The organism is Polymorphospora sp. NPDC051019, assembly GCF_040683055.1.
Classification (GTDB): Bacteria; Actinomycetota; Actinomycetes; order Mycobacteriales; family Micromonosporaceae; genus Polymorphospora; species Polymorphospora lycopeni.
This window is the reverse complement of the sequence record NZ_JBFBCH010000005.1, coordinates 297,274-321,414: the sequence shown is the minus strand read 5'-3', so window position 1 is coordinate 321,414 and position 24,141 is coordinate 297,274. Positions and strand designations below refer to the sequence as shown.

The 24,141-nt window shown below is 72.3% G+C and carries 21 protein-coding genes; 5 read left to right on the top strand and 16 right to left on the bottom strand.

The window, feature by feature from the left end:
* Positions 1-15: 15 nt before the first annotated feature.
* The 11 genes from AB0M79_RS12790 to AB0M79_RS12740 form a co-directional block, all read right to left on the bottom strand.
* A complete protein-coding gene (locus AB0M79_RS12790) occupies positions 16-1,167 on the bottom strand; it encodes an ROK family protein (RefSeq protein ID WP_364211709.1) in 1,152 nt (383 codons plus the stop codon).
* The gene (locus AB0M79_RS12785) at positions 1,164-2,267 is read right to left on the bottom strand and encodes a sugar phosphate nucleotidyltransferase (protein ID WP_364211706.1); all 1,104 of its coding nucleotides are present in this window, start codon (positions 2,265-2,267) and stop codon (positions 1,164-1,166) included. Before AB0M79_RS12785 ends, AB0M79_RS12790 begins: the two co-directional genes overlap by 4 nt.
* A complete protein-coding gene (locus tag AB0M79_RS12780) occupies positions 2,264-4,408 on the bottom strand; it encodes a glycogen/starch synthase (RefSeq protein ID WP_364211975.1) in 2,145 nt (714 codons plus the stop codon). The genes AB0M79_RS12785 and AB0M79_RS12780 overlap by 4 nt, the downstream gene beginning before the upstream one ends.
* Positions 4,409-4,410: 2 nt before the next feature.
* The gene (locus AB0M79_RS12775; RefSeq protein WP_364211703.1) at positions 4,411-5,865 is read right to left on the bottom strand and encodes a hypothetical protein; all 1,455 of its coding nucleotides are present in this window, start codon (positions 5,863-5,865) and stop codon (positions 4,411-4,413) included.
* A 2-nt stretch (positions 5,866-5,867) separates the two neighbouring features.
* Positions 5,868-6,683: an ABC-2 family transporter protein gene (locus AB0M79_RS12770; protein ID WP_364211700.1), complete on the bottom strand. Its 816-nt coding sequence runs from the start codon at positions 6,681-6,683 to the stop codon at positions 5,868-5,870.
* Positions 6,680-7,513 carry an ABC-2 family transporter protein gene (locus tag AB0M79_RS12765; protein WP_364211697.1) on the bottom strand — a complete coding sequence of 278 codons (834 nt, stop codon included), beginning with the start codon at positions 7,511-7,513 and terminating at the stop codon, positions 6,680-6,682. Before AB0M79_RS12765 ends, AB0M79_RS12770 begins: the two co-directional genes overlap by 4 nt.
* Complete coding sequence (locus AB0M79_RS12760; RefSeq protein WP_364211694.1) at positions 7,510-8,529, bottom strand: ATP-binding cassette domain-containing protein; 1,020 nt, start codon at positions 8,527-8,529, stop codon at positions 7,510-7,512. Before AB0M79_RS12760 ends, AB0M79_RS12765 begins: the two co-directional genes overlap by 4 nt.
* On the bottom strand, positions 8,526-9,833 hold the full coding sequence (locus tag AB0M79_RS12755) for an aminotransferase class III-fold pyridoxal phosphate-dependent enzyme (RefSeq protein ID WP_364211691.1): 1,308 nt from the start codon (positions 9,831-9,833) through the stop codon (positions 8,526-8,528). The genes AB0M79_RS12760 and AB0M79_RS12755 overlap by 4 nt, the downstream gene beginning before the upstream one ends.
* Positions 9,830-10,264, bottom strand: coding sequence for a cupin domain-containing protein (locus tag AB0M79_RS12750; protein ID WP_364211688.1), 435 nt, complete (start codon positions 10,262-10,264; stop codon positions 9,830-9,832). The genes AB0M79_RS12755 and AB0M79_RS12750 overlap by 4 nt, the downstream gene beginning before the upstream one ends.
* Positions 10,261-11,526: a sedoheptulose 7-phosphate cyclase gene (locus AB0M79_RS12745; RefSeq protein ID WP_364211685.1), complete on the bottom strand. Its 1,266-nt coding sequence runs from the start codon at positions 11,524-11,526 to the stop codon at positions 10,261-10,263. Before AB0M79_RS12745 ends, AB0M79_RS12750 begins: the two co-directional genes overlap by 4 nt.
* Before the next feature lie 178 nt (positions 11,527-11,704).
* Positions 11,705-12,751, bottom strand: a complete 1,047-nt coding sequence (locus tag AB0M79_RS12740) for a hypothetical protein (protein WP_364211682.1) — start codon at positions 12,749-12,751, stop codon at positions 11,705-11,707.
* A 100-nt stretch (positions 12,752-12,851) separates the two neighbouring features.
* Here AB0M79_RS12740 and AB0M79_RS12735 point away from each other — a divergent pair, with 100 nt between their 5' ends.
* Positions 12,852-13,496: a TetR/AcrR family transcriptional regulator gene (locus tag AB0M79_RS12735; RefSeq protein WP_364211679.1), complete on the top strand. Its 645-nt coding sequence runs from the start codon at positions 12,852-12,854 to the stop codon at positions 13,494-13,496.
* Positions 13,497-13,634: 138 nt separating this feature from the next.
* On the top strand, positions 13,635-14,555 hold the full coding sequence (locus AB0M79_RS12730; RefSeq protein WP_364211676.1) for a MerR family transcriptional regulator: 921 nt from the start codon (positions 13,635-13,637) through the stop codon (positions 14,553-14,555).
* Positions 14,556-14,618: 63 nt separating this feature from the next.
* Here the strand turns inward: AB0M79_RS12730 and AB0M79_RS12725 are convergent, their stop codons facing one another.
* The 3 genes from AB0M79_RS12725 to AB0M79_RS12715 all read right to left on the bottom strand — a co-directional run bounded on the left by AB0M79_RS12725 (position 14,619) and on the right by AB0M79_RS12715 (position 18,479).
* Entirely contained in the window at positions 14,619-15,428 is an 810-nt protein-coding gene (locus tag AB0M79_RS12725) for a sugar ABC transporter permease (RefSeq protein WP_364211972.1), read from the bottom strand.
* Positions 15,429-15,490: 62 nt separating this feature from the next.
* Positions 15,491-17,134 carry an ABC transporter permease subunit gene (locus tag AB0M79_RS12720; protein ID WP_364211969.1) on the bottom strand — a complete coding sequence of 548 codons (1,644 nt, stop codon included), beginning with the start codon at positions 17,132-17,134 and terminating at the stop codon, positions 15,491-15,493.
* A gap of 91 nt (positions 17,135-17,225) precedes the next feature.
* A complete protein-coding gene (locus AB0M79_RS12715; protein WP_364211673.1) occupies positions 17,226-18,479 on the bottom strand; it encodes a maltose ABC transporter substrate-binding protein in 1,254 nt (417 codons plus the stop codon).
* Positions 18,480-18,678: 199 nt separating this feature from the next.
* Here AB0M79_RS12715 and AB0M79_RS12710 point away from each other — a divergent pair, with 199 nt between their 5' ends.
* Both AB0M79_RS12710 and AB0M79_RS12705 read left to right on the top strand, forming a co-directional pair.
* Complete coding sequence (locus AB0M79_RS12710) at positions 18,679-19,743, top strand: LacI family DNA-binding transcriptional regulator (RefSeq protein ID WP_364211670.1); 1,065 nt, start codon at positions 18,679-18,681, stop codon at positions 19,741-19,743.
* A 263-nt stretch (positions 19,744-20,006) separates the two neighbouring features.
* Positions 20,007-21,644 carry a glycoside hydrolase family 13 protein gene (locus AB0M79_RS12705; protein ID WP_364211667.1) on the top strand — a complete coding sequence of 546 codons (1,638 nt, stop codon included), beginning with the start codon at positions 20,007-20,009 and terminating at the stop codon, positions 21,642-21,644.
* Positions 21,645-21,733: 89 nt separating this feature from the next.
* On the opposite strand, the gene AB0M79_RS12700 is transcribed toward AB0M79_RS12705, so the two are convergent.
* Complete coding sequence (locus tag AB0M79_RS12700) at positions 21,734-22,177, bottom strand: hypothetical protein (protein ID WP_364211664.1); 444 nt, start codon at positions 22,175-22,177, stop codon at positions 21,734-21,736.
* Positions 22,178-22,316: 139 nt separating this feature from the next.
* Between AB0M79_RS12700 and AB0M79_RS12695 the strand changes: the two genes are divergently transcribed.
* Positions 22,317-22,913: a hypothetical protein gene (locus AB0M79_RS12695; RefSeq protein ID WP_364211661.1), complete on the top strand. Its 597-nt coding sequence runs from the start codon at positions 22,317-22,319 to the stop codon at positions 22,911-22,913.
* 144 nt (positions 22,914-23,057) lie between these two features.
* Here AB0M79_RS12695 and AB0M79_RS12690 read toward each other — a convergent pair whose 3' ends face one another.
* Positions 23,058-23,969 (bottom strand): YhjD/YihY/BrkB family envelope integrity protein, encoded by a 912-nt coding sequence (locus AB0M79_RS12690; protein WP_357538898.1) that lies wholly within the window; start codon positions 23,967-23,969, stop codon positions 23,058-23,060.
* Between the last annotated feature and the right edge of the window lie 172 nt (positions 23,970-24,141).

Here is a 24,141-nt window from a genome sequence, read left to right as displayed (position 1 = left end):
ACCCACTCCCGACGATCAGAACCCGCACACCACACCCCCCGGCCCGTCCCCACTCTCGTCCGCCGCGCCACTCTCCCCCGCCGCCCTCTCCCCCGCGATCTTGCGGTTGTCTCCCCCTTCTGTCCCGTTTTGGGTGACGACAAGTGCAAGATCGCGGGGAAGGAGGGCGGCGGGGGGACGGGGGGTGGGGAGGGTGTGGGTCAGGAGGCGGCCGGCGCCGATCAGACCGTGGTCGTCGTCGGGCTCGCCGAGCACCACCATCCCGTCGATCTCCGCCGGGGTCAGGCCGAAGCAGCCGGCCCGGTGCAGCGCCTCGGTGAGCAGGGCGGCGTACCGGGGGCCGACGGCGAGCGCGAAGCCGCCGATGATGACGTACCGTCGCACCCCGATCGAGGCGAAGACCGCGGTGATCGCGGTCGCCAGGTGCCGCAGCCCGGCGCGCAGCACGCCGGTGGCGAACGGGTCATCCGCCCGCACCGCCGCGGCCAGCGCCACCGCGTCCACCTCCGCCCCGGCCAGCACCGAGCCGCCGTAGCCCACCGGATCGGCGACCGCCGCGCGCCGGGCGGCGGCGACGGCGCCCCGACCGGAGGCGACCGCACCGAGATGGCCCCGGCCCCCGCAGTCGCACGGCATCGCGTCCGGCGCCGGATCGCACGTCCAGTGGCCGAGTTCGCCGCCGTGCCCGTCGGGATGCAGCAGCACCTCGCCGGCCCGGAAGACCTTGTTGCCGATCCCCGAACTCACCGTGATCAGGCAGAACGCCTCCTGGTCGGCTCCCCCGACGTACCGCCAGGCGGCGGCGGTGAGGTCGTTGACCACGGTCACCGGCCGGCCGAGCCGCTCCCGCAGCAGGTCGCGAAGGGGCAGCGGATCACCGCGCCGGCCCCACACGGTCGGCGCGGCCGTCACCCGCCCGGCGGCGTCGATCGGCCCGGCGAACGCGACCACGAGACGCCGCGCCCCGTGCCGGGCCAGGGCCGCCCCGGCGACGTCGACCAGTTGCCCGACGACCCGGCGCTGCAACACCGGCACCGGTTCACCCGGATACCGGTCCATGCCCTCGGTCGGCATCCGCCGTACGTCGTCCACCCGGTCGGTGTCGCTGTCGTAGCGTCCCACCCGCAGCGTGGTGCCGCCGACGTCCACGACGGTGTACGCGGTCACCCTGCCACGTCCTGTGTGGACTGCGCTTCGACCAGCTGCACGGAGCCGTCCTCCAGCACGATCGCCGAATCGAGGCGGGCTCCGGGCGGGACCACCGCGCCGGGCAGCAGGATGCTGTGCCGTACCACCGCGCCGGCGCCCACCCGCGCCCCCGGAAAGACCACACACCGGTCCAGTTCGCCGTGGTTGACCAGGTCGCCGGGTACGACGCTACGGCTGATCCCCGGCGCGGCCGGCACCAGCGCGCGGCCCACCGCCGGGGCGACCACCCACGGCATCGTGTCCACCGGCATCGACGGCGGGTCGTCGACCAGGGCCAGGTGGGCCCGGTGGTAGCGCTCGACGGTGCCGATGTCCGCCCAGTAGCCGGGCACCTCGTGCCCCCGGATCTCCTCGCCGGCGGCGAGCATGGCCGGGATGACGTCACGGCTGATGTCGTGCTGCCAGCCGGTGCCGTCGAGCAGTTCCAGGTAGTGGTGCAGGACCTTGGCGTCGAAGACGCAGAAGGCGGCGAAGACGAGGTCACTGGTCGGCTCGGCCGGTTTCTCCACGAAGGACACCAGCCGGTCGGCGGCGTCGAACTCGACCATCCCGAACAGGTGCACGTAGCGACGCTCGATCCGCTGGTACGACACGGTGAGCGCGGCACCGCTCGCCCGGTGCGCGGCGATCATCGGGCCGTAGTCGAAGCGGTAGACGTGGTCGGCGTGCTGCACCAGCACCTCGGTCACGTCCGGTTCGAACAGGTACGGCGCCTTGCGGATCAGCGCGTCGGCGGTGCCCCGCTCCGGCGGTCCGCTGACCGGTTCCAGTTCGGCCGGCGGCCCGTCGCGGTACGCGTCGTCGTACGGGCCGAAGTGCACCCGGAAGCCGGGCCGCCACCAGGTGTGCCGCAGGTCGTCCATGAGCTGCCGTTCGGCGTACTGGGACAGCAGCAGGACCCGGTCCAGCCCGGACGCCCGGGCGTTGGCGAGGGAGAAGTCGATCAGCCGGCCGGCGCCGCCGAACGGCACCAGCGGCTTGAGCCGTCCGGTCCCGAGCCGGCCCATCCGGCGCCCCTCGCCGCCGGCGAGCAGCGCGGCCCGTACCCCGCCGGTCATCGGGGCACCGCCCCACCGGCCGGCACCCGGTCCCAGGTCGCCCGGCCGCTGCGCAGGGTGAGCAGCAGGTGCAGTTCGCCGGCACCGGCCGGCACCGGGCCGCCGAAACCCTCCCCGTCGGGTTCCAGCCGGACCACGGTGGGCCGGCCGCGTTCCGGCGCGGCCAGGTCGGGTACGACCAGTTCGACCCGTTCGGCGTGGGCCAGCCGGTAGCTGATCCGGCCGTCGGAGACCGTGCACCGCCCGGCCAGCCGCGCACCGAGCCGCCGCGCCAGCTCGGGATGGTCGTCGGCGGCCAGGTCGACGCAGCGGGCGCAGCGGCCGAAGTCGGCGCGTTCCCAGGCCCGCTCGAAGAGTTCGGTCAGCGCGGCGGCGGTCAGCGGTGCGCAGCGCCGGTAGGCGTCTGCGTCGCCCAGCCGAAGGGCCGCGTCGGCGACCGACCTGTCCGTCCACGCGTCGTCGGGCAGCAGGTCGAACCAGCCGTGCCGCAGCAGCCGTTCCGTCGTCAGGACCGGTTCGTGTCCGGCCCACAGCGGTTCGAACGCGGCCAGGTGGGCGCGGGCCGCCCGGTCCCAGGTGAACTCCCGCGCCCGGTCGACGGCGTTGCGGGACAACCGCTCGTACTCCTCCGGCCGCTGGTGCCAGAGCCGTACGGCCCGCCGGATCCGGTCGGCGAGGGCGTCGACGAGCAGCGGGTCGTCCTCGTAGAAGGACCGGTTGACGGCGAAGCCGGTGGCTGTCGCGACGTCCGGCCCGTCGACCGGGTCGGCGACGTGCCCGAAGTGCGCCATGCCGAGCTGGGCGGTGGCGATCGGCACGGCACCGGTCGCCATCGCCTCACCCTGGGCGATCAGGAACGTGTCCATCTCGAACTTCGACGGGAAGAGGCAGAAGTCGGCGCTGGTGGCGTAGCGGACGAGCTGGTCGTCGTCGACCCGCCACCACTGGAGGTGGACCCGGCCCGGGTGCTTCGCCGCCACCTCGTGGAAGAGCGGGTCGGGGATGCCGGCGTCGCTGAGGCAGCGCAGGACGAAGTTGGCGGCCGTACCGTCGGTCAGCACCCGGTCGACGGCCCTGATCAGCTCGACCTGGCCCTTGTGGTTGACCGCGTAGCGGGCGTTGTGGAAGAACGTCGGCAGCGCCGGGTCGAGGCCCAGTTCGGCGAGTACGGCGGACCGGTCGACGGCGGGCAGCTCGCCGCGTACCCAGTTGTCGCCGACCGCGCAGCCGCCGACGAACTGCTTGTGCGCGTTGCGGCGGACCGTCTCGGCGACCGGCAGCAGGGTGAAAAGCTGCGCGAACGGGGTGTCGGCGAAGTCGGTGTAGAAGTCGCGCTGGCCGGGCGACAGGAAGTCGACCAGGTCGGCGTGCTCGGCGACCAGGTCGTAGATCCGGACGTGGTCGCGCGGGTATTCGTAGTGCAGGTGGGTGAGCTGCTGGTACTGGCTCATCGCGACCACGTGCGCGGACCGGTCCGCCGCCGGCTCGTCGGCACCGGGCACCGCCCCGGGCGGCACGTCGAGAAATTCCAGCAGCCGTTCCACCTCCGGCCGCCACAGCGACTTGCCGATCGGCATGTTGCTCTGCACCGTGCTGACCACGTGCTTCGTCGGGTCGGCCGCGAACGCCGCCGGCATCAGGTAGTGGTAGTACGGCTCGTGGGCGTGCACGATCGCCCGCTCGCCGGCGAACCGGTGCCGGATGAACCGTACGGCGGCCACCTGGTAGGCCAGCGGCTTGAAGAAGACCAGGTCCCGCCCCTTGGTCTCGTACGCCGGGTAGAACCGGTCCGGAAGCTGGTCGAGCAGTTCGTTGGAGAGGAAGTAGAGGTCGACGCCGCCCAGCCGGAGCAGGTGCGCGGTGGTCCGCAGCGGGACGTCGACCCGGGCCGGGAACCGTTCCCCCCACGTCCTCGGTTCCAGCGGGATCGGCAGCTCGTACTCGTCGACGTGGTCGAGCGTCTCGACGTCGTGCAGCCGGCGCAGGTCGTCGAGGCGGCCGTGGGCCGGGGTGACGATCGAGACCCGCTGGCCGAGCCGGGTCAGCGCGCTCGACAACTGCCACAGGTAGACCGACGTGCCGCCCTGGATGAACCGGTGGTCGAACCCTCCGCATTCGAAGTACGTCTCGATGACGTGCATGCTCACCCTTCCCCGGTCGCCGGCCGCAGCGTCTCCAGCGCGTGCCGCAGATTGATCGCCGCGTGGTACGGCATGTCGTGCGCGTACGCGTAGTCGAGTTCGTGGACCAGCCGGCGCAGCCGGAACATCCGCCAGGCGGGTTGCCGCTCGGGTTCGGTGCCGGGATCGGCGTACCCGGCGATCAGCAGCCGCCGGACCCGCCGGGCCCAGAGCTGCGCCGCCGCCTGCGACCGGCGCAGGACGGCCAGCCGGTCGGCGGTCCAGCCGGCGGTGTCCGGCCGGTGCCCGGCGGTGAGCAGCAGCGCCGTACGGCAGGTCTCGTCGCCGTCGGTGTCGAGGTCGATGGCGGCCTGGTGGGCGAACTCGTCGGCGGTGAAGATCTCCAGCCCGCGCAGCAGCGACACCAGGTCCTGCCAGGGTGACTGGTCGGCGTGGTCCGGGTCGGCGGGGTCGACCGCCGGGGTGGACAAATCGATCAGGCGCATCCGCCAGCCCGTGCCGGTCTCGGCCCGCAGGAAGTGCGACAGGTGCAGGTCGCCGTGGGTGGCGCCGGACGGCCAGTTTCCGGGGGCCGCCGTGGCCTGCCGGGCGATCTCGTCGGCGAGGGCGGCGGCGACGGCGGCGCGTACCGGCCCGGGGTGCCGGTCGTCGGCGAGGATCAGCGGGTTGAGCCGGGCCACCCGGGCGGCGGTCTCGGCCACGAAGCGTTCCGCCGGGAAGTCCGGGGCCGGGCCGAGCCGGGCCGCCAGTTCGTCGTGGAAGGCACGCAGGAAGCGGCCGGCCTCGGGCAGCCGGTCGACCAGGCCGCGCTGCACGGTGTCGACCGCGTCGGCGACCCCGGCACCGTCGGCGAGCAGCGGCCACATCGCCCGGATGCTGTGCCGCAGCGGCAGGTCGAGCCCGTCGCCGTCGGCGTACGCGTAGACGACGCCGAGCGGCAGCCGCCGGCCGGTGTCGCGGTCCACGTAGTGGTAGTCGCCGACCCAGCGCTGGGTCCGCCCGCCGGGGCCCATCAGCCGCATCATCCTGGGTTCCCGGGTGCCGGCCGACAGCCGCCGGTACGCCTTGTGCACGTGCGCCGCCCCACCGAGGTCCACGAGGGACAGTGCGTTGGAGGACCAGCCGGGGGCGAACGGCAACCCGCCCCGGTACGGCGGCGGCGTGCCGTCGAACTCGACGACGTTGCCGGCGGCGGTCGGCAGCCGCAGCCCGTCCCGCAGCGCCCGGACGACGGCCCGGTCATGGTCGTCGGTACGGGTCGCCTCCCGCCCGGGATCGGCGTCGAGCACGGGTACGAAGTAGCGGACGGAGCCGACCTCGGGCGCGACGACCAGCAGCCGGGACGACCCCAGCACCGCCTGGTCGAGCACCCGGAACGGGCCCGGGCGTAGTTGTTCGTCCAGCCACGGCGCCGTACGCAGCAGGGCGGTGACGTCGGCGGGGATGTCGGTACGCATCGTCAGCTCCCGGTCATCTCGAAGCGGTCGACGCCCCGCCGCCACACCACGCCGGCCACGGCCAGCGTGGCGGCGGTGACCAGCGGCAGCCACAGCAGCAGGTCGGAGCGGTCGAAGAGCAGGTAGGACACCGGCACGTAGGCGGTGAAGGCGTACGGCAGCAGCCAGGTCAGCAGCCGGCGCAGCGACGGGTGGAACAGGTCGAGCGGATAGCCGCTGAGGTCGCCGGGCTGGCTGGCCGCGACCACCGCCGCGAAACTGGTGGTGGTCCAGAACGAGAGGGCGGCGAACACGACCTTGATCGAGGTGGTGATGAGCGCGCCGCAGAGCACCAGCAGCGGCAGGAGCAACCACTGGACCGGGGTGAGGGTCAGGTCGAGCTGGGCCGCCGCGGTGGCGACCACGGCCAGTCCGATGACCAGTTCGCCGAAGCCGTCCGGGTGCAGGAACCGCTCCGACAGCAGCGTGTAGAGCGGGCTCGTCGGTCGCAGCAGGTAGCGGTGGAAGTCGCCGGTCCGGACCAGGTCGCGGGAGAGGATCCAGAGCTGGTCGGTGAAGAGCCGGTCCAGGGCCCGGGGCAGCAGCGCGAAGCCGGTCAGGAAGAGGACCTGGTGGTAGCTCCAGCCGGCCAGCGCCGGCACCTGCTGGAAGATGATCCCGAGCAGGGCGAGCTGGCAGGCGACCCGGACCACCAGGCTGCCGGCCCCGATCAGGAAGTCGGCCCGGTAGACGACCAGCCGGTGCAGGCTGACCCCGCTGAGGAACCAGGTGAGCCGGACGTACCAGAGCGCCATCCCCAACGCGCCGCGCCCGGTCATCCGCCCTGCACCTCTAGCCGGCGGACCGCGAGCCGCCAGACGACGGCCACCGCCAGGAGCAGGGCGACCGCCCAGCCGAGCTGCACGGCCAGGATGCCGACCGCCTCGCCGGCGCCGGAGTAGCGGCCGAGCAGCAGCCGCAGCGGGCTGTCGACCATGCCGTGGAACGGCAGCAGCCGGGCCACCGCCGCCATCGGTTCGGGCATCACGGCCAGCGGCACGAGCTGCCCGGCCAGCAGTGCCACCGCGCTGTCCTTGATCGTCCGCAGCCCCCACACATTGGTGCTGACGAAGCCCGCCAGCCCGACCAGCATGTTCACCGCGTACGCGATCAGCACCGAACCGACCAGGGCCGGGCCGAAGAGGGCCAGCCCGGACCAGGTCGGCGCCGCCAGCGGCAGCAGCAGCGTGTAGAGACCGAGTACCGGCACGCCGACCACGACGGCGTTGGCGACCGACACCGGCAGGCTGGCGAAGAACTTGGACACCGGATAGCTGACCGGCCGGATCAGCACCGCCGCGATGTCACCCCGGCTGATCTCGGCGGAGACGCCCTCGTCGACCCGGTTGTTCTGGAGCAGGGCGAGCACCTGGGCCAGTACGACGTACGTGGTGATCCCGGCGAGGTCGAAGCCGGCCACCGTGTCGCGGGCGGCGAACACCTCCCGCCACAGGTACGCCAGCAGCCCGGCGGTCACCGCTGCCGTGATGCCGCTGACCAGGAACGTGATCCGGTACTGCAACAGGCCCTGGAGGCCGCTGGTGACGTAGGGCAGGTAGCGCCGTAGGCCGGCACCGGTCCGCCGGGCCGCAACGGCCGGCGCGGTCATCCGGAGCCGCCGGTGGCGACGGTGGCCCGGGTGGCGTAGACCCGGCGCAACACCGTCTCCAGGTCCGGTTCGGGGGCGAAGCACTCGGTGACATCGAAGTGTTCGAGCACGAACGCCATCACCTGCCGGACCGACCAGCGCGGCACCGGGAAGTCGACCCTGATCCGGCCCGGACCGTCGGGCACCGCACGCACTCCGGGCAGCCCGGTCTCCAGCAGGGCCAGCGCGCCGGCCACCGGCCGGTCCGCCCCGTGGTCGAAGACGACCGTGCGGGTGTCCGCTGTACGCAGCAGGTCGGCCATGCTGCCCTGGTGCACCACGGCACCCTCGTTGACGACCAGCACCTGGTCGCAGATCGAGCCGATGTCGCCGATGTCGTGGCTGGTCAGCATGACCGTCGTACCCAGCTCCGCGTTGACCTGGTTGATCAACGCCCGGACGGCCTCCTTGAGGGTGAGGTCCAGCCCGATGGTCGGCTCGTCGAGGAAGACCACGGCCGGGTCGTGCAGCAGGCTCGCCGCCACCTCGGCCCGCATCCGCTGGCCGAGGCTGAGCTGCCGGACCGGGGTCGTACCGAGGGCGTCGAGGTCGAGCAGTTCGCGGAACCGGGCCATGTTGTGCCGGTAGACCGGGTCCGGGATGTCGTAGACGCGGCGCAGGATCCGGAACGAGTCACCGACCGGCAGGTCCCACCAGAGCTGGCTGCGGTGGCCGAAGACGGCACCGATCACCGTCGCGGTGGCCCGCCGCTCCCGGTACGGTTCCCGCCCGTCGACCAGGCACCGGCCGGCGGTCGGGCGCATGATGCCGGTGAGCAGCTTGATGGTGGTGGACTTGCCGGCGCCGTTCGCGCCGACGTACGCGACCTTGGTGCCGGCCGGAATCCGGAACGACACGCCCGCGACCGCCCGCACGATCTGGTGGCGGCGGGTGAAGAGGCCGGCCAGGCTGCCGCGCAGGCCCGGCCCGCGCTCGTAGCGGCGGAACTCCTTGACCAGCCCCTCGGCGACGATCACCGCAGCTCACCGATCGCGGCGCCGATCGCCTGGTCGAGCAGGTCCAGCCCGTGCCGCAACTGTCCTTCGTCCAACGTGAACGGTGGGGCGAGCCGGATGACGTGGCCGCCGATGGCGGTGCGCAGCCCGAGGTCGAGCGCCACCTGATAGACCCGGCGGGCGAGTTCGGGAGCCGGTCGCCGGCTCTGCCGGTCGTGCACGAACTCCAGGCCGTGCAGCAGGCCGATGCCGCGTACGTCACCGAGGTTCGGATACCGCTCGCGCAGTTCCGCCAGCCGGGGCGCCATCAGGTCGCCGAGCACCCGTACCCGGTCGACGAGGGTGTCGCGGCGCAGCACCGACAGGGTCGCCTTGGCGGCGGCGATGCCCAGCGGGTTGCTCGCGTACGTCGACGCGGTCGAGCCGGCCCGCGCGGCGGCCGGCGAACGGAGCACGGCGTCGGTGCCGGCGAGCACCGCGAACGGGAACCCCGACGCCATCCCCTTCGACAGCGCGACCAGGTCGGCCCGTACCCCGAGCGCCTCGCTGGCCAGGAACGACCCGGTGCGCCCGCCACCGGTCAGCACCTCGTCGGCGACCAGCAGCACTCCGTTGTCGCGGCAGGCGGCGGCGATCTGCTCCCAGTAGCCGGGCGGCGGCACGATCACCCCGGCCGCCCCGAGGACCGGCTCGAAGAACAGCGCGCTGACGTTCGGCTTCTCCGCGATGTGCCGGCGGACCAGGGCCGCGCACCGTACGTCGCACGACGGGTAGGTCAGCTCCAGCGGGCAGCGGTAGCAGTACGGCGAGTAGCCGAGCACACTGTTGCCGGCGAACGACTGGTGGCCGACGTCCCAGTGCACGAGCATTCGCCCGCCCTGCGTCTTGCCGTGGAAGCCGTACCGCAGCGCGCCGACCCGGTTGCGGCCCGGTTCGGCGACCGCCTGCACCGTACGCAGCGCCGCCTCGACCACCTCGGCACCGGTGGAGAAGAACGCCAGCGTGGTCAGGTGTTCCGGCAACAGTTCGGCGAGCAGTTCACAGAGCGCCGCCCGGTCGGCGGTCGCGAAGTCGTGCACGTTCCACAGTCGACCCGCCTGCTCGGTCAGGGCGGCGACCACCTCGGGGTGGCAGTGCCCGAGCGACTGGGTCAGGGTGCCGGCGGCGAAGTCCAGGTATTCGTTGCCGTCGGCGTCGACCAGCACCGCGCCACGCCCGGAGACGAAGACCCGGCCGCCGAGGGCGGCCTCCTCGGAGGCGCCGGGCGCCAGGTGCGCCGCCTCCCGGGCCAGCAACTCCACCTGCCGGGGACCGGGCCCCGTCACGCCGGCTCCGGTCCGGGTGCGGGCGCGCCCATCGGCGCGATCTCGAAGACGAGCAGGTGCAGGTCGTCGGCGCCGCTGTTGGCCAGGCCGTGTTCGCCGTACGGCCGGTTGACCACGACGTCGCCGGCCGCCACGTCGAAGGTGTCGCCGTCCAGCGTCATCCGGCCGGTGCCGCGCAGGATCACGTACGTCTCCTGGTCGTCGCCGTGCCGGTGCAGCCCGATCGAGGTCCCGGGCGGCAGCACCACCAGGTCGACGAAGGCGACGCCGGCCGGGGCGTGCGCCCGGTCGAAGGCGCGGTGCACCCGGATGGTGCCGGTCCCGCCGTGGTCGCCGGTCACCTCGCGCATCAGGTCGCGGTGCAGGTTCGGGACCCGGGTACGGCGTACCACCGGGTCGTGCTCTCCGGCACCGGGCGTGGGACCGGTCATCCGGCGACCACCAGCCGGCGCGGCCGCCCGGCCCGGCCGGCGGCGGCGAGTGCGACCAGGGCCTTGTCCAGCACCCCGGCCGGCAGGTCGTCGAGGTCGTCGACGAAGGTGGCCGAACCGATGCCGGTGGGTACGACCAGGTGCAGCCGCCGGCCACGTCGTTCCCAGGCGCCGCGCAGCGCCTGCCACATCAGTTCGGGGGTGCAGGTCGCCGCGTCGTACACCGGCAGGCCGAGCCGCAGCAGCAGTTCGGTGATCCGGTCGCAGTCCGCCTCGGACAGCAGGCCGAGCAGCCGGGCGATCTGGCTGGACAGGGCCATGTCGATCGCCACCGACTCGCCGTGCGCGACGCGGTAGTCGCTGGCGGTCTCGATCACGGGCCCGAAGGTGTGGCCGAAGTCGACCAGCCGGGCCAGGTTCTCCTCGCGCAGGTTGGGGCAGAGTTCGCGCAGCATCGACTCCATCGCCGCGCGCAGCACGTAGTCCTCCACCCCGGCCGGGCCGCCCACCGCGCCGTCGGGACGCGGCGGGCCCACCCGGTCCGGCATGCCTTCGGGGCCCGGCGGGCCGACCCGGTCCGGCGCCGGTCGGAAGGCGTCGGGGTGCTCCACCAGGGTCTCGAAGAGCGCCCGATCCCTGATCACGGCCATCTTCACGATCTCGCCGAGTCCACAGCGGATCTCCCGGTCCGGGAGGGTACGCAGGAACGCCGGGTCGTTGATCGAGGCGTACGCCGGGTGGTAGGCGCCGAGCATGTTCTTGCTGCCGAAGGCGTTCACCCCGGTCTTGATCCCGACGCCGACGTCCACCTGTCCGACCAGGGTCGTGTTGACCTTGACGTACCGAACCCCGCGGGCGTAGGTGGCGGCGGCGAACCCGACCAGGTCGCACAGGACGCCGCCGCCGACGGCGAGCATCACCCCGTGCCGATCGAGCCCGTCGGCCTTGGCCAGGGCGCCGATCCGCTCGACCGAGGCGAGCGTCTTGAAGCGCTCGCCGGTTCGTACCATGTGGACGGTCCAGCTTCCCGGCGACAACCGGTCCCGCAGGTAGGCCCGGATCCGCTCGCCGTACAGCCGGTTCACGGTCGGGCCGACGAAGGCGACGACCCGCCGGCCGGCCAGGCGGTCGCGCAGCAGCGGATTTCCCGGGGCGAACAGGTCCATCGTGAGTTCGACCCGGTAGGCGGTGCCGTCCACGGCGTGGAGCGAGAATCCGGTGGCGTCGGCCCGTACGCCGGTCGTAGGCGCGCTGATGGACACGTCCAACTCCTCGTGACGCGAGCCGGCGATGGGACATCGACCGTGAGATACGAGAAGGCGAATCTAGGCTGACGCCCCTCATCGATGCAAGAGTCTTGCGTAAAGTCTGCAAAATCTTGCTAGCCGGCTTCCACCTAACGGCCGATCCGGGAGCGGATCGTCGGATCCCACTCGGGGCTCAGCCCCGCGTCACCGCCGGCCCGCCGGATGCCACCACCGGCACACCGGACGCGACCGGGTCACCGGGGTCGGCCGGCCGGTCCACCGACCGCCCGGGTACGGCGGGCACCGCCCGCCCGACCAGCAGGAGCACCAGCCCGACCAGCACGTAGCCGGCCAGGATCCACGCCGGTTGCGCGCCGCCCGCCCCGTCGAAGAACGCCGCCGAGCGCAGCAGGGTGCCGCCGGCTCCCACCGGCAGCCACTGCCCGACCGTGCCCCACGGCTGCGGAAGCAACTCCGGGGCCGCACCGACCGCCGACAGGGCGTTGCCCACCAGGAACACGATCAACGCACCGAGACCGATGCCCGGCAGGCCGAGCAGTGAACCGAGCCCGGCGACGGTGGCCGCGACGGCCAGCGCGGTGAGGCCGATGACGGCGGCGTTCAGCGGGTAGCCGCCGGGCAGCACGCCGAGCCAGAACTGCAGTACGGCCGCCCCGGCGAGGCCGGCCAGCACGCCGTACGTCAGCAGGCCGGCCAGCCGTACCGGCCGGGAGCGGACCGCCAGGGTCAGCGCGGCGGCGGCGATCAGGCTGGTCATCACCAGCGGCAGGAACCCGCCGGCGAATCCGCCGCCCCGGGGATCGTCGGGGTCGCCGGGTACGACGTCGACCACCGGCACCGGCCGACCGTCGCCGAGTTGCCCGGCGGCCTGGGCGAGCAGGGTGGCCACCGCCGGGCTGGCCGCCGACGCGGTGTGCAGGACCGGCCCGTCCGGGCCGACCACCACGGCACCGTACGCCTCCCGGTCGCGCAGGGCGCGGTCGGCCGCCGCCGCGTCGGGGCGGGCGATGATCTCGAACCCGCCGGGCAGGGCCTGCTCCATCCGGGCGGTGATCGCGGCGGTCGCCTCCGGTGGTCCGGCGACAACGATCGGCAGGTCGCGCGGTTGAAGGTTCGCGGCGGGTCCGGCGAACAGCGGTACGAGCAGCGCCTGAAGGGCGACTACCGCAACCCCGATCAGTACGGCGAGCAGGACCGGTGGTGGTTGGCGGCGCGTCATGACCATCTCCTTAAAACGAACGCTCGTTCTTTTATGTCTCCAGGGTCACCATGGTCCGGCCCGCCGTCAAGGAACGAACCCTCGTTTTACGCTGTGTGCCATGCCACGCGTATCCGAGCAGCACCTGGCCGCCCGCCGGCAGCAGATCCTCGACGCGGCCCGCCGGTGCTTCCTGCGCAACGGCTTCCACCAGACCTCGATGCAGGACGTGATCTCGGAGGCGGGGCTGTCGGTCGGTGCCGTCTACCGCTACTTCACCAGCAAGCACGAGATCGTCGCCGCCATCGCCGGACAGACCGTCGACGGCGTCGGCCGGGAATTCAACGCCATCGCCGCACACGAGCCGCAGTACCCGTTGATCGAGGCGATGGACCGGGTGCTGGCGGTGGTCGACACGCAACTCGGCCCGGACGGCATGTTCCGGCTGGCGGTCCAGGTCTGGGCGGAGGCGATGCGCGACCAGACCGTGGCCGCCCTGGTCGCCGAACGCTATCCCCGGCTCCGCGAGTTCTTCACCACGCTCGCCCAGCAGGCCATCGACCGGGGTGAACTGGCGGCCGACACCGACGTCACGGCGGTCGGCCACGTCCTGCTCGGCATGATCCCCGGCTACGCCCTGCAGCGGCTGCTGACCGGCGCCCCCGACCACCAGACCTTCATGGCCGGCATCCACGCCCTCATGTCCCACCCCCCAGGTCCGGCCTCGTTGACGGCGGACACGCGCACCCCTGACGCGCCGATCTAGGTGATGTAACGGGCGAAACGGGCCACGATCCGGGCAACAACTCCTTGATCAACGCATCGGCCGGCGGCGAGGACGGCGGGGACGGGGGCGCGGCGCGGGGTTGCAACTCCAGTGGGGGGAGGTCCGAGCATCGAACGCATGCACATCGGCGAGCTGGCCCGGCGCAGCGGATTGTCGGTCAAGACCGTCCGCTACTACTCCGACCTCGGCCTCGTACCGGAGGTGGCCCGCACCCACAGCGGACACCGCCGCTACGACGCGCAGGCCGCGGCGCGCCTGGACCTCGTCCGGACCCTGCGCGAACTCGGCCTCGACCTGGCCACCATCCGGCAGGTCCTCGACCGCCAGGCCGACCTGACCCAGGTCGTCGCCCGGCACGCCGAGGCGGTCGACGCGCAGATCCGGCTGCTGCGGGTACGGCGGGCCGTACTGCGCGCGCTGGCTCGCCGCCAACCGACCCCACAGGAGGTAGACCGGATGAACCAGATCGCCCAAGCCACCGCCGACGACCGGCGACGGATCATCGACGAGTTCCTGGACAGCATCTTCACCGGCATACCGGTTGACCCGGAGTTCGAGGGGATGCTGCGCCGGGCCAGACCCGAACTGCCCGACGATCCGACCGACGCTCAGCTCGACGCCTGGCTCGAACTCTCCGAACTGGTCCGTGACCGCGACTTCCGCGGCCTGCTGCGCCGGATGAGCGAGAAGTCGTTCGGCGGGGAGAGCCCGGTCCCGGTCGAGGCGGAACCGGCGCGGGCCGTGGCCGCGCTCGTCGACGAACTGGCCGGGCCGGCCCAGGCCGACGGCATCGACCCGATGTCGGCCGAGGCCGGCCGGATCATCGACCGGGTCGTCGCCGCGTACGCCGAAGCCGTCGGCCGGACCGACGACCCGGCGTACCGGCGGGAACTGCTCGACGCCTGGGAACTCGGCGCCGACCCGCGGCCGGCGCACTACTGGCAACTGATGGCGGTCGTCAACGGATGGCCGCCGTACCCGGAGGTGAGCCCGGTCTGGGCCTGGGTCTACCGGGCCCTCGCCGCCCACCCCGGCTGACCGGCCGGTGGCCGGCCCGCGCGACGCCAACACGCGCGGGCCGGCCGCCCCGACCGGAGTGGGTCAGCCCTTGACCGCGCCGGCCGTCAGGCCGGACACGATGTAGCGCTGCAGGAACTGGAAGACCAGCACCGTCGGGATGGCGGTCAGCAACGTGCCGGCACAGAAGATGCCGAAGTTGTTGTTCCGCTCCCCCGCGACCAGGCCCCACATGCCGACCGACAGCGTCTTCGACTCCGGGCTGGTGAGGAACACGTTGGCGATCAGGAACTCGTTGATCGTGCCGATGAACGCCAGCAGCGCCGTGACGGCGAGGATCGGCGCCACCAGCGGCAACATGATCCGGAAGAACACCTGGGTGTGCGAGGCGCCGTCCATCGTCGCCGACTCGTCCAGCTCGCGGGGCAGCGTGTCGTAGAAGCCCTTCATCAGCCAGGTGTTCACGCCGAGCGCGCCACCGAGGTAGAGCAGCAGCAGGCCCCACGGGGTGTTGAAGCCGATCGCCGGCCACAGGTCGGTGACCGTCGTGAAGATCAGGAAGATCGCCACGATCGCCAGGAACTGCGGGAACATCTGGATCAGCAGCAGCGAGAGCAGGCCGACCCGCCGGCCCTTGAACCGCATCCGGCTGAACGCGTACGCGGCCAGCGCGGACAGGAACACCGACACGGCCGCCGACACGCTCGCGATCAGCAGCGAGTTGAGGAACCACCACTCGAAGGCCGTGTCTCGGAACAGGTTGGCGAAGTTGCCGAACGAGGCACCCGTGGGCAGCAGGTCGGTCGACGAGAGCGTACCCAGCGGGTTGACCGCCGCCGAGACCACGAAGACGATCGGGAACAGCGCGAACGCCAGCGAGACCAGCAGCACCATGTGCCGCCACCCCACGTCCGCGAACCACCGCGACCGCCGGCGAGGTGTGGCAGAAACAGTGCTCACGCGTACACCTCTTCCTGTTGGCGCGACCGGCGGAAACTGATCGCCGAGATGACCGCGACGAGGGTGAAGATGAAGATCGAGATGGCCGCGGCGAAGCCGAACTGGGCACCGGCCGCGCCGAACGCCAGCCGGTACGTGTAGGTGATGAGCAGGTCGGTCGCACCCACGCTCGGGTTGTCGGCCGGGAACGGCCCCCCCTCGGTGACCAGGTAGATCGCGTTGAAGTTGTTGAAGTTGTACGCGAACGACGAGATCAGCAGCGGGCTCAGCGCGACCAGCAGCAGCGGCAGGGTGATCCGCCGGAACGACTGCCACGGCGTGGCCCCGTCGACCGAGGTCGCCTCGGTCAGCTCGCGCGGGATCGCCTGAAGGGCACCGGTCGCGACCAGGAACATGTACGGGTAGCCGAGCCACAACTGCACCAGTACCACCGCGGCCCGCGCCGACCAGGGCTGGCCCATCCAGTCCACGTCGAGTCCGAACAGGTTGTTGACCAGGCCGAAGTCGGTGTTGAACATGTCCCGCCAGACCAGCAGCATCGCGAACGACGGCATCGCGTACGGCAGGATCAGCAGCACCCGGTAGAGGGTCCGGCCGCGTACCCGGGGCGAGTGCAGCGCCAGCGCGCAGAGCAGGCCGAGCGCGAAGGTGACGAACACCGACCCGACGGCGAAGGCGAAGTTCCAGACCAGCGTCTCCAGGAACGGTCCGGAGATCGACGGCTCGGTCAGCACCCGGGTGAAGTTGCTCAGCCCGACGTTGACCCGCCAGCCCTGGAGCAGCCGCTCGCCGTCGGCGGCGACGAAGGCGCCACGTTCGGGGTCGGCGGTCCAGACCTTGCCGCTGTCGGCGTCGCGTACGCAGTCGCAGCCGGCGTCGTACGCCCGCGTCGCCTTGCCCTCGTACGCCCGGGAAAGCCCGGCCGAGCGGATGGCGCCGCCCTCGGTCGGCACCGCGAACTCGGTGATCTCCTGGCTGCGGGCGCTGGCCTGGCCGGCGTTGAGCACGGTGTAGCCGTCGGCGGCGGTCACCTTGCCGGCGCTGTTGACGGTGACGTTGCCCGCGTCGAGCGGCTCCAGGCCGTCGGCGTTGCCGGCCGAGACGGTCCCGGTGGTCGGATCGGTGACCAGGAAGACCAGCGGGCCGGTGGCGGCGTCGCCGGTGGTCGCCACCGAGAGGGCGTACTCGATCGATCCGGGGACCTGGACCACCGACGAGGACTGGATGGCGACGATCGCCTCGTCCTTGCTGCCCCGGTGGCCGTCACCGAAGTTGGTGAAGGCGGTGCTGGCCGTGTAGAGGACCGGGAAGACCTGGAACGCGATCAGGAACAGCGTGCCGGGCACCAGATACTTGGCCGGGATGTGCCGCCGGGACAGGTAGAGGTAGAACAGCCCGGCGGTGGTGGCCACGAGGATGCCCAGACCGACCCACGCCTCGGCCTCGATGAGCGGGAAGGCCGCCCAGAGCGCGATCCCGGCGACGAGGCCGAGGAGCACGACCTTGACGGCGAGCCCGGTGAGCGTGATCGGCCGGTCGTCGCGTACGGTCCGGCGTGCCTTGTCGGGGTCACGGCCCCGGCCCGGGGCCCCGCCCGGCCCCCGGGGCGGGGCCTGCGTCGCAGGCCCCGCACCCGTCATGTTCTCGGTCACGGTGCCGCCTCGCCGCGCTCGGCGACACCATGTATGAGGCTGAGCCTGACGGCTCCCTCGCTCCGCTCGGTCACGGTACCTACTTGATCTGCTCGGAGATCGTCTTGCCGGCGGCGGTGATCGTCTGGGTGACGTCGGCACCGCCGACGATCGCGGATTCGGCCTTGCCGAACGGGTCCCAGATGGCCGCCATCTCCGGGATCGCCGGCAGCGGTACGGCGTTGGCACCGGCTTCCAGGAACTTCGCCAGGTCCGGGTCGCTGGCCTTGACCTGGTCGAAGGCGGCGGTCAGCGCCGGCGGACGCGGCTCGGCCTGGTAGAGCGCCACGGCGAGTTCGGGCGTGGTCAGGTAGTTGGTCACGAACTCCTGGGCCAGCGCCTTGTTCTTGCCCTTGGCGGCGACGTAGAACGCCTGGACACCGAGGAACGGCGTCGGCTCCTTGGCGCCGGCGAAGCCGGGGACCGGGCTGATGTCGTACTTGATGTTGGCGGTCTTGGCGTCGGTGATCGCCCACGGTCCGGCGACCAGGAAGGCGCACTTCTTGCCGGTGAAGGTGGCGATCGAGTTCTCCGCGGTGATGGACCGCTTCAGCGCGCCGTCGCCCTTCTCGCCGAGCTTCGCGATCTTCTCGAAGGCGGCGATCGACTCGGGCGTGCCCACGCCGAGTTGCTTCGGGTCGTAGTCGCCGGCGGCGTTGGTGCCGAAGAGCGTTCCGCCGGCCGAGGTGTAGAACGGGTAGAGGTGGTAGGCGTCGCCGTTCTGGCCCACCTGGAGGCACAGGATCTCGGACGCCTTCTTCTCGGCCTGGAGCCGCTTGCCGGTGGTGACCAGGTCCTCGACGGTCTTCGGGGCCTCGGGTGCCAGCTCGGTGTTGCGGATCAGGGCGAGGTTCTCGGTCGCGTACGGGACGGCGTAGACCTGACCGTTGAAGGTGACCGCCTTCAGCGCGCCCTGGTTGAAGCCGGCCTTCTGGGCCTCGGTGAGCTGCACGGGGTCGATGGCGCCGTTCTGGACGAGGTTGCCGATCCAGTCGTGTGCGCCGACCATCACGTCCGGGCCGCTGCCCTGCTGCGACGCGGTGACGAACGTGGTCTGCTGGTCCTTGGAGATCGCCTGCACCTCGACGGTGACGCCGTTCTCCTGGCCGAACTTGTCGGCGAAGGGCTTGAGCGCGGCCGAGCGCTTGTCGTCGGCCCAGATCACCAGCTTGCCGCCGTCGGCACTGGGGGGCGTGGAGCCGGAAGCGTCGGGCTCGTCTCCGCCACCACCACAACCGGCGGCCGCGATCGCGAGAGCGACGGTGGCGACCACACCCGCGGTTCGGATGCGCATCGGAACTCCTGTCGATCATGGGCGGACCGGCCCGCTCGCCGTGTGGTCAGCCCGAATTCTGTGTAAGGTCTTTCAACCGGCGCCAAGATCGAACGCCGCATCAGTCATGTGTTGCGGGGACGTTAGCAAGACGTTGCAGACAATGGAAGAGCTTGCAGGGCTGTACGCAAGATCTTGCCGCTTGGGCTACAGTGCCGCCATGCGCGCACGTCTAGCGGATATCGCACAGCAGGCCGAGGTCAGCGAGGCCACCGTGTCGCGCGTCCTCAATGGCCGCCCCGGCGTCTCGGCCGAAACTCGCCAGGCGGTCCTGACCGCACTCGACGTACTCGGCTACGAGCGTCCGGCCCGGCTGCGCAAGCGCAGCGCCGGGCTGGTGGGCCTGGTCGTGCCCGAGCTGGACAACCCGATCTTCCCGGCGTTCGCCCAGACGATCGAGTCGGCACTCGCCCAGTCCGGCTACACCCCCGTGCTGTGCACCCAGACGCCGGGCGGGGTCACCGAGGACGAATACGTGGAGATGCTGCTCGACCGCCAGGTCTCCGGCATCGTCTTCGTCTCCGGCCTGCACGCCGACACCTCCGCCGACCACGACCGCTACCGCAAGCTGATCGCGCGTCCGCTGCCGATCGTGCTGGTCAACGGATACGTGGAGGGCATCGAGGCACCGTTCGTCTCGTGCGACGACCGGATGGCCGGCGAGCTGGCCGTGGCCCACCTGGTCGCTCTCGGCCACCGCCGGATCGGCCTGATCACCGGGCCCGACCGCTTCTCGCCCGTACAGCGCAAGGTCGGCGGATACCGATCGGCGATGCGCCGCCTGGCCGGCCTCACCGACACCGAACTCGACGAACTGACCGCGCTCACCCTCTTCGGCGTCGAGGGCGGCGAGGCCGCCGCCGCACGCCTGCTCGACCGGGGCGCGACCGGCCTGGTGTGCGGCTCGGACCTGATGGCCCTGGGCGCCATCCGGGCCGCCCGGCAGCGCGGCCTCTCGGTGCCCGGCGAGGTGTCGGTCGTCGGCTACGACGACTCGCCGCTGATCGCGTTCACCGACCCGCCGCTGACCACCCTGCGGCAGCCGGTGGCCTCGATGGCGGTGGCCGCGGTACGGGCCCTGGTCGACGAGATCAACGGCCACGCCGCGCCACACTCGGAGTACGTCTTCCGGCCGGAACTGGTCGTCCGCGGCTCGACGGCGATCGCGCCGGGGCCGGCCACGCCACCGCCGCCGTCGGCCGCGCCGTCCGCCGTACCGGCCTGACCGGCGCCACCCCGACCGTCGTCCGCGACCCGCGCCGCCGTCCGGCGGCCGGGCGTCGGACGGGCGCGTCCGGACGAGAGCCGCGTCACACCACGACCAACGGCACGATCCCGGACAGCGCAAGATCCAGCACTGTTTGCGCAAGAAATGCTTGACTCTTGCAGCCGTACCCGGGCATCCTGGGCGCACTCATTGACAATCGGGGTCCGCACGGCCGAAACCCGGCCGCACGGGCGCACCACGATCCCCAGAAGCAGGTAGCCATGACGTCCACCACCGGCGTGCCGTCCGACACCACCGACGACTGGTGGCGGTCCGCTGTCGTCTACCAGGTCTACGTCCGCAGCTTCGCCGACGCGGACGGTGACGGTACGGGCGACCTCCAGGGCATCCGCAGCCGGCTGCCTTACCTGCACGACCTCGGCGTCGACGCGTTGTGGCTCACGCCGTTCTACCGGTCTCCCATGATCGACGGCGGGTACGACGTGGCCGACTACCGCGACGTCGACCCGATGTTCGGCACCCTCGCCGACTTCGACGCCATGATCGCCGACGCGCACGCGCTCGGCGTACGGATCATCGTCGACATCGTGCCCAACCACACCTCCAACGCCCACCCGTGGTTCGTGGCCGCCCTCGCCGCCGCGCCCGGATCGCCGGAGCGGGGCCGCTACCTCTTCCGCGACGGGCGCGGCCCGGACGGCTCCGAACCGCCCAACGACTGGGAGTCAATCTTCGGCGGTCCGGCCTGGACCCGGGTGCCCGACGGCCAGTGGTACCTGCACCTCTTCGACCCGGCCCAGCCCGACCTGGACTGGCGTAACCCCGAGGTACGCGCCGAGTTCGAGGGCGTGCTGCGGTTCTGGCTCGACCGGGGCGTCGACGGGTTCCGCATCGACGTCGCGCACGGAATGATCAAGGAGGAGGGGCTGCCCGACGTCGGGCACAGCTCCGCCACCGGCCAGCGCCAGGTCGAACTGCTCGGCCGGGGCCGGCTGCCCTACTTCGACCAGGACGAGGTGCACGACATCTACCGGGCCTGGCGGCCGATCCTGGACAGCTATGCCGGTGGCCGGATGGCGGTCGCCGAGGCGTGGGCGGAGAGCCCACAGCGGCTGGCCCGCTACATCGGCCCCGACGAACTGCACCAGGCGTTCAACTTCGACTTCCTGGAAGCGACCTGGTCCGCCGACTCGTTCCGCAAGGTGATCGACACCGCGCTGGCCGAGTCGGCCATCGTCGGCGCCCCGACCACCTGGGTGCTGTCCAACCACGACAAGAAGCGGCACGTGACCCGCTACGGCGACGGCGCGGTCGGCCTGCGCCGGGCCCGGGCGGCGGCGCTGCTGATGCTGGCCCTGCCCGGCTCCGCCTACCTCTACCAGGGTGAGGAACTCGGCCTGCCGGAGTTCCTCGACCTGCCCGACGAGCTACGCCAGGATCCGTCGTTCCTGCGCACCGGGGAGAGCCGTGACGGCTGCCGGATCCCGCTGCCCTGGAGCGGCACCGTCCCGCCGTACGGCTTCGGCCCGGATGGCGGTGCCGACGGCTGGCTCCCGTCGCCGACCGACTGGGCCGGCCTCACCGTCGCCGCGCAGACCGGCGACCCCGCCTCGACGCTGGAGCTCTACCGCACCGCGCTCGGCATCCGGCGGACCCATCCCGCCCTCGGTGGCGGCGAGTTGACCTGGCTGGACACCGAGCCGGGTGTGTTGGCCTTCGCCCGGGCCGGCGCCGGCCCGGCGGGGCTGGTCTGCGTGATCAACCTCAGCGGCACCCCGGTGAAGATCACCGGGTACGGCTCGCCGGTCGTCTCCAGTGAGCCGCTGACCGACGCCGACGGCGCGTTCGATCTGCCGGTCGACGCGGCGGCATGGTTCCAACCGCCGTCGGCCGGGTAAGACCTGGTCCGGACCCCTTGTGGTGGGGGGTGATGGTGGCGGCGGTGCCCCCGGAGGTTTCCGGGGGCACCGCCGTCCGTCGTACGCGGTCAGGGTGCCCGGCTGATGAGCTGCTCGGCGATCCGGACGAAGCCGGCACGTACCTCGGTCGGGGTCGGCGGCTCCGCCGGCTCGAGCCGGCGCTCCTCGATCTCCTCCTGGTTCAGCCCGACGTCGACGAGTTCGTCGTAGTCGCCGTAGACCTCGGCGTCCTCGGCCTCGGCCTCCTCGTCCTCCGCCGCCGCCCGGGCCGCCCCGATCTCCCCCTGGATCTCGTCGACGGAGGCCAACGCGAGCAGCGGCTCGACCACCGCCATCAACTCCTCGTCGGCAACCACCGCCTCGGCCAGGGCGATCGCGTGCGGCCGCTCGTACGGCCCGCAGACCACCGGCTCCCACTCGTCCTCGTCACTGAGCGGCCCGATGGTGATGATCCACGGCAGGTCGAGCACCGGCGAGTCGTCCGGCAGCTCCAAAGTCACTAGTGCCCCCACCCGAGTCATAATGACCGTTCCGGCCGGTCCGCGTAGGGGTTCGCCACAATCTCCCCGCTATCCACAGGCCCGGCCGCGCCATCCCCGGCACTGTGGACAACCTCGCCGGACTGTCGGCGGCCTCCCACAGAGTCTTCCCATGACCCCGACGACCGCGCCCGCCCGCCTCGCCGCCGTGGCCGCCGCCCAGCACGGCCTGTTCACCTGCGACCAGGCCCACCGGGCCGGCTTCTCCCCGTTCCAGGTCCGCCGCCGGCTGCGGACCGGGCAGTGGCGCCGGCTGCTCGGCCCGGTGCTGGCGCCCGCCGGCGTCCGGCCCGGTCCGCGGCTGCGCGACGCCGCCGGCCTGCTGGCCCTCGGCGGGGCGGTGCTCGCCGGGCCGTCCGCCGCCCGCCGGCACGGGATCACCGTGCCCGACCGGTCCACCTGCCTGCTCGTGCCCCGCGCCGACCGGCGCACGCTGCGCGGGGTCCGGCTGCTGCGCGAGGACCTGCCGCCGGCCGAGGTCACCCGGATCGGCGGCGTGCCGCTGACCGGCCGCGCCCGCACCGTCTTCGACTGCCTCCGGCTGCTGCCGGACGGCGCGGCACGGGCCCTGCTCGACGAGGCGTTCGGGGCCGGCTGGCTCACCCCGGACCGGTTGGCCGGCTATCTCCACCGGTTCACCGGCCGGCACGGCGCCGCCCGGCTGGCCCGCCTTGCCCGGGCCGCCGGCCCTCACCCACCGGACCGCTAGAGCGCGGGGTCACCCGGCGGGACGGCAAGGCCCCGGCCCGCCCGCGTGCCGTGGCCCCGCCGGCCCCGGGCCCCGCCGGGCCCCGGCCTTGCCGGACCTGAGCGCCGTCGGACCCGGGCGCCGTCGGACCCGGGCGCCGTCGGATCAGAAGAGCGGGAGTTGTTCGTCGGCGGTCGGGGACCGGCGGCGCGGCCGCTCGGTCAGGTCGATCACCCGGCCGTGGTGACTGGTCGCCGCCAGCGACGCGCCGAAGAGCAGCAACTGGTTGAGCAGATACAGGTAGACCAGCAGGCCAACGGCGCCGGCGACCACGGTGTACGCCGGATTGCGCTCGGTGCGTACGACCCAGGCGTTGCCGGCGGTGTTGAGCAGGGTGATCCCGACCGCGACGACCAGGACCGGGGCGGCGAGCCGGCGCAGCGACATCCGCAGCCGGGGCACCGCCACCAGCAGGGCGGTCGCCAGGACCATGTTCACCACGACGGTCAGCAGCACGCTCGACACGGCCAGCGCGGGCGGCACCGAACGGCCCACCAGCCAGCGCAGCAGTGCCTCGACCGCGCCGACCGCCGCCACCGACAGGCCGAGCAGCAGGAACACCCCGACCAGTACGGCGAGATCGACGATCTGCCGCAGTCCGATGTAACCGGGCTGCTGGTTGAGGCCGTAGAGCAGCCGTTGGGAGGAGCGGATCGCCTCGACCCAGCCGATGCCGGTGATGATCAGGACGGTGATGCCGACGACGCCGACCGTACCGCTGCTCTGGTCGATCTGGTCGAGTTCGAGGAACGGCAGGTTCTGCCGGAGGAAGTCGTTGACCACGACCCGGACGTCGACGCTGCGTTGCAGGACGAATCCGAAGACCGAGTAGCCGACGAGGCCGAGGGCGAAGACGGCGAAGAACCCGTAGTAGGCGATGGCCGCCGCGAGCCGCCCGGCGAGCATGTTGACGTACAACTCGATCGCCCGGCAGACATGGTCGAAGCCCTCGGAGCGATTGCGGCCGGCGATGAGCAGCCGGTTCGCGCCCGTCCAGGCCCGGCTTACGGCTTTCACGCCGCCATCCTTGCCCATGCGGTCCCGAGTTGCCCGGCAGCGGGTCGGAAAACGCCGGCCCGGATCGGGAACCGCGCCCCAGGGTCCCGGGCGGACGCCCCATGGCCTGGGAGCCCCGGCCGGACTTCCGGGCCGGGCCGGTCAGCCGGGGCGTCTCGCCCGGCGGGGCCGG

Coding starts and splice junctions, on each gene's coding strand:
- AB0M79_RS12785 (WP_364211706.1), bottom strand. CDS start 2,267: ATGACCGGCGGGGTACGGGCCGCGCTGCTCGCCGGCGGCGAGGGGCGC.
- AB0M79_RS12780 (WP_364211975.1), bottom strand. CDS start 4,408: ATGCACGTCATCGAGACGTACTTCGAATGCGGAGGGTTCGACCACCGG.
- AB0M79_RS12775 (WP_364211703.1), bottom strand. CDS start 5,865: ATGCGTACCGACATCCCCGCCGACGTCACCGCCCTGCTGCGTACGGCG.
- AB0M79_RS12770 (WP_364211700.1), bottom strand. CDS start 6,683: ATGACCGGGCGCGGCGCGTTGGGGATGGCGCTCTGGTACGTCCGGCTC.
- AB0M79_RS12765 (WP_364211697.1), bottom strand. CDS start 7,513: ATGACCGCGCCGGCCGTTGCGGCCCGGCGGACCGGTGCCGGCCTACGG.
- AB0M79_RS12750 (WP_364211688.1), bottom strand. CDS start 10,264: ATGACCGGTCCCACGCCCGGTGCCGGAGAGCACGACCCGGTGGTACGC.
- AB0M79_RS12740 (WP_364211682.1), bottom strand. CDS start 12,751: ATGACGCGCCGCCAACCACCACCGGTCCTGCTCGCCGTACTGATCGGG.
- AB0M79_RS12735 (WP_364211679.1), top strand. CDS start 12,852: ATGCCACGCGTATCCGAGCAGCACCTGGCCGCCCGCCGGCAGCAGATC.
- AB0M79_RS12730 (WP_364211676.1), top strand. CDS start 13,635: ATGCACATCGGCGAGCTGGCCCGGCGCAGCGGATTGTCGGTCAAGACC.
- AB0M79_RS12725 (WP_364211972.1), bottom strand. CDS start 15,428: ATGGTGCTGCTGGTCTCGCTGGCGTTCGCGCTGTTCCCGATCGTCTTC.
- AB0M79_RS12720 (WP_364211969.1), bottom strand. CDS start 17,134: ATGACGGGTGCGGGGCCTGCGACGCAGGCCCCGCCCCGGGGGCCGGGC.
- AB0M79_RS12715 (WP_364211673.1), bottom strand. CDS start 18,479: ATGCGCATCCGAACCGCGGGTGTGGTCGCCACCGTCGCTCTCGCGATC.
- AB0M79_RS12710 (WP_364211670.1), top strand. CDS start 18,679: ATGCGCGCACGTCTAGCGGATATCGCACAGCAGGCCGAGGTCAGCGAG.
- AB0M79_RS12705 (WP_364211667.1), top strand. CDS start 20,007: ATGACGTCCACCACCGGCGTGCCGTCCGACACCACCGACGACTGGTGG.
- AB0M79_RS12695 (WP_364211661.1), top strand. CDS start 22,317: ATGACCCCGACGACCGCGCCCGCCCGCCTCGCCGCCGTGGCCGCCGCC.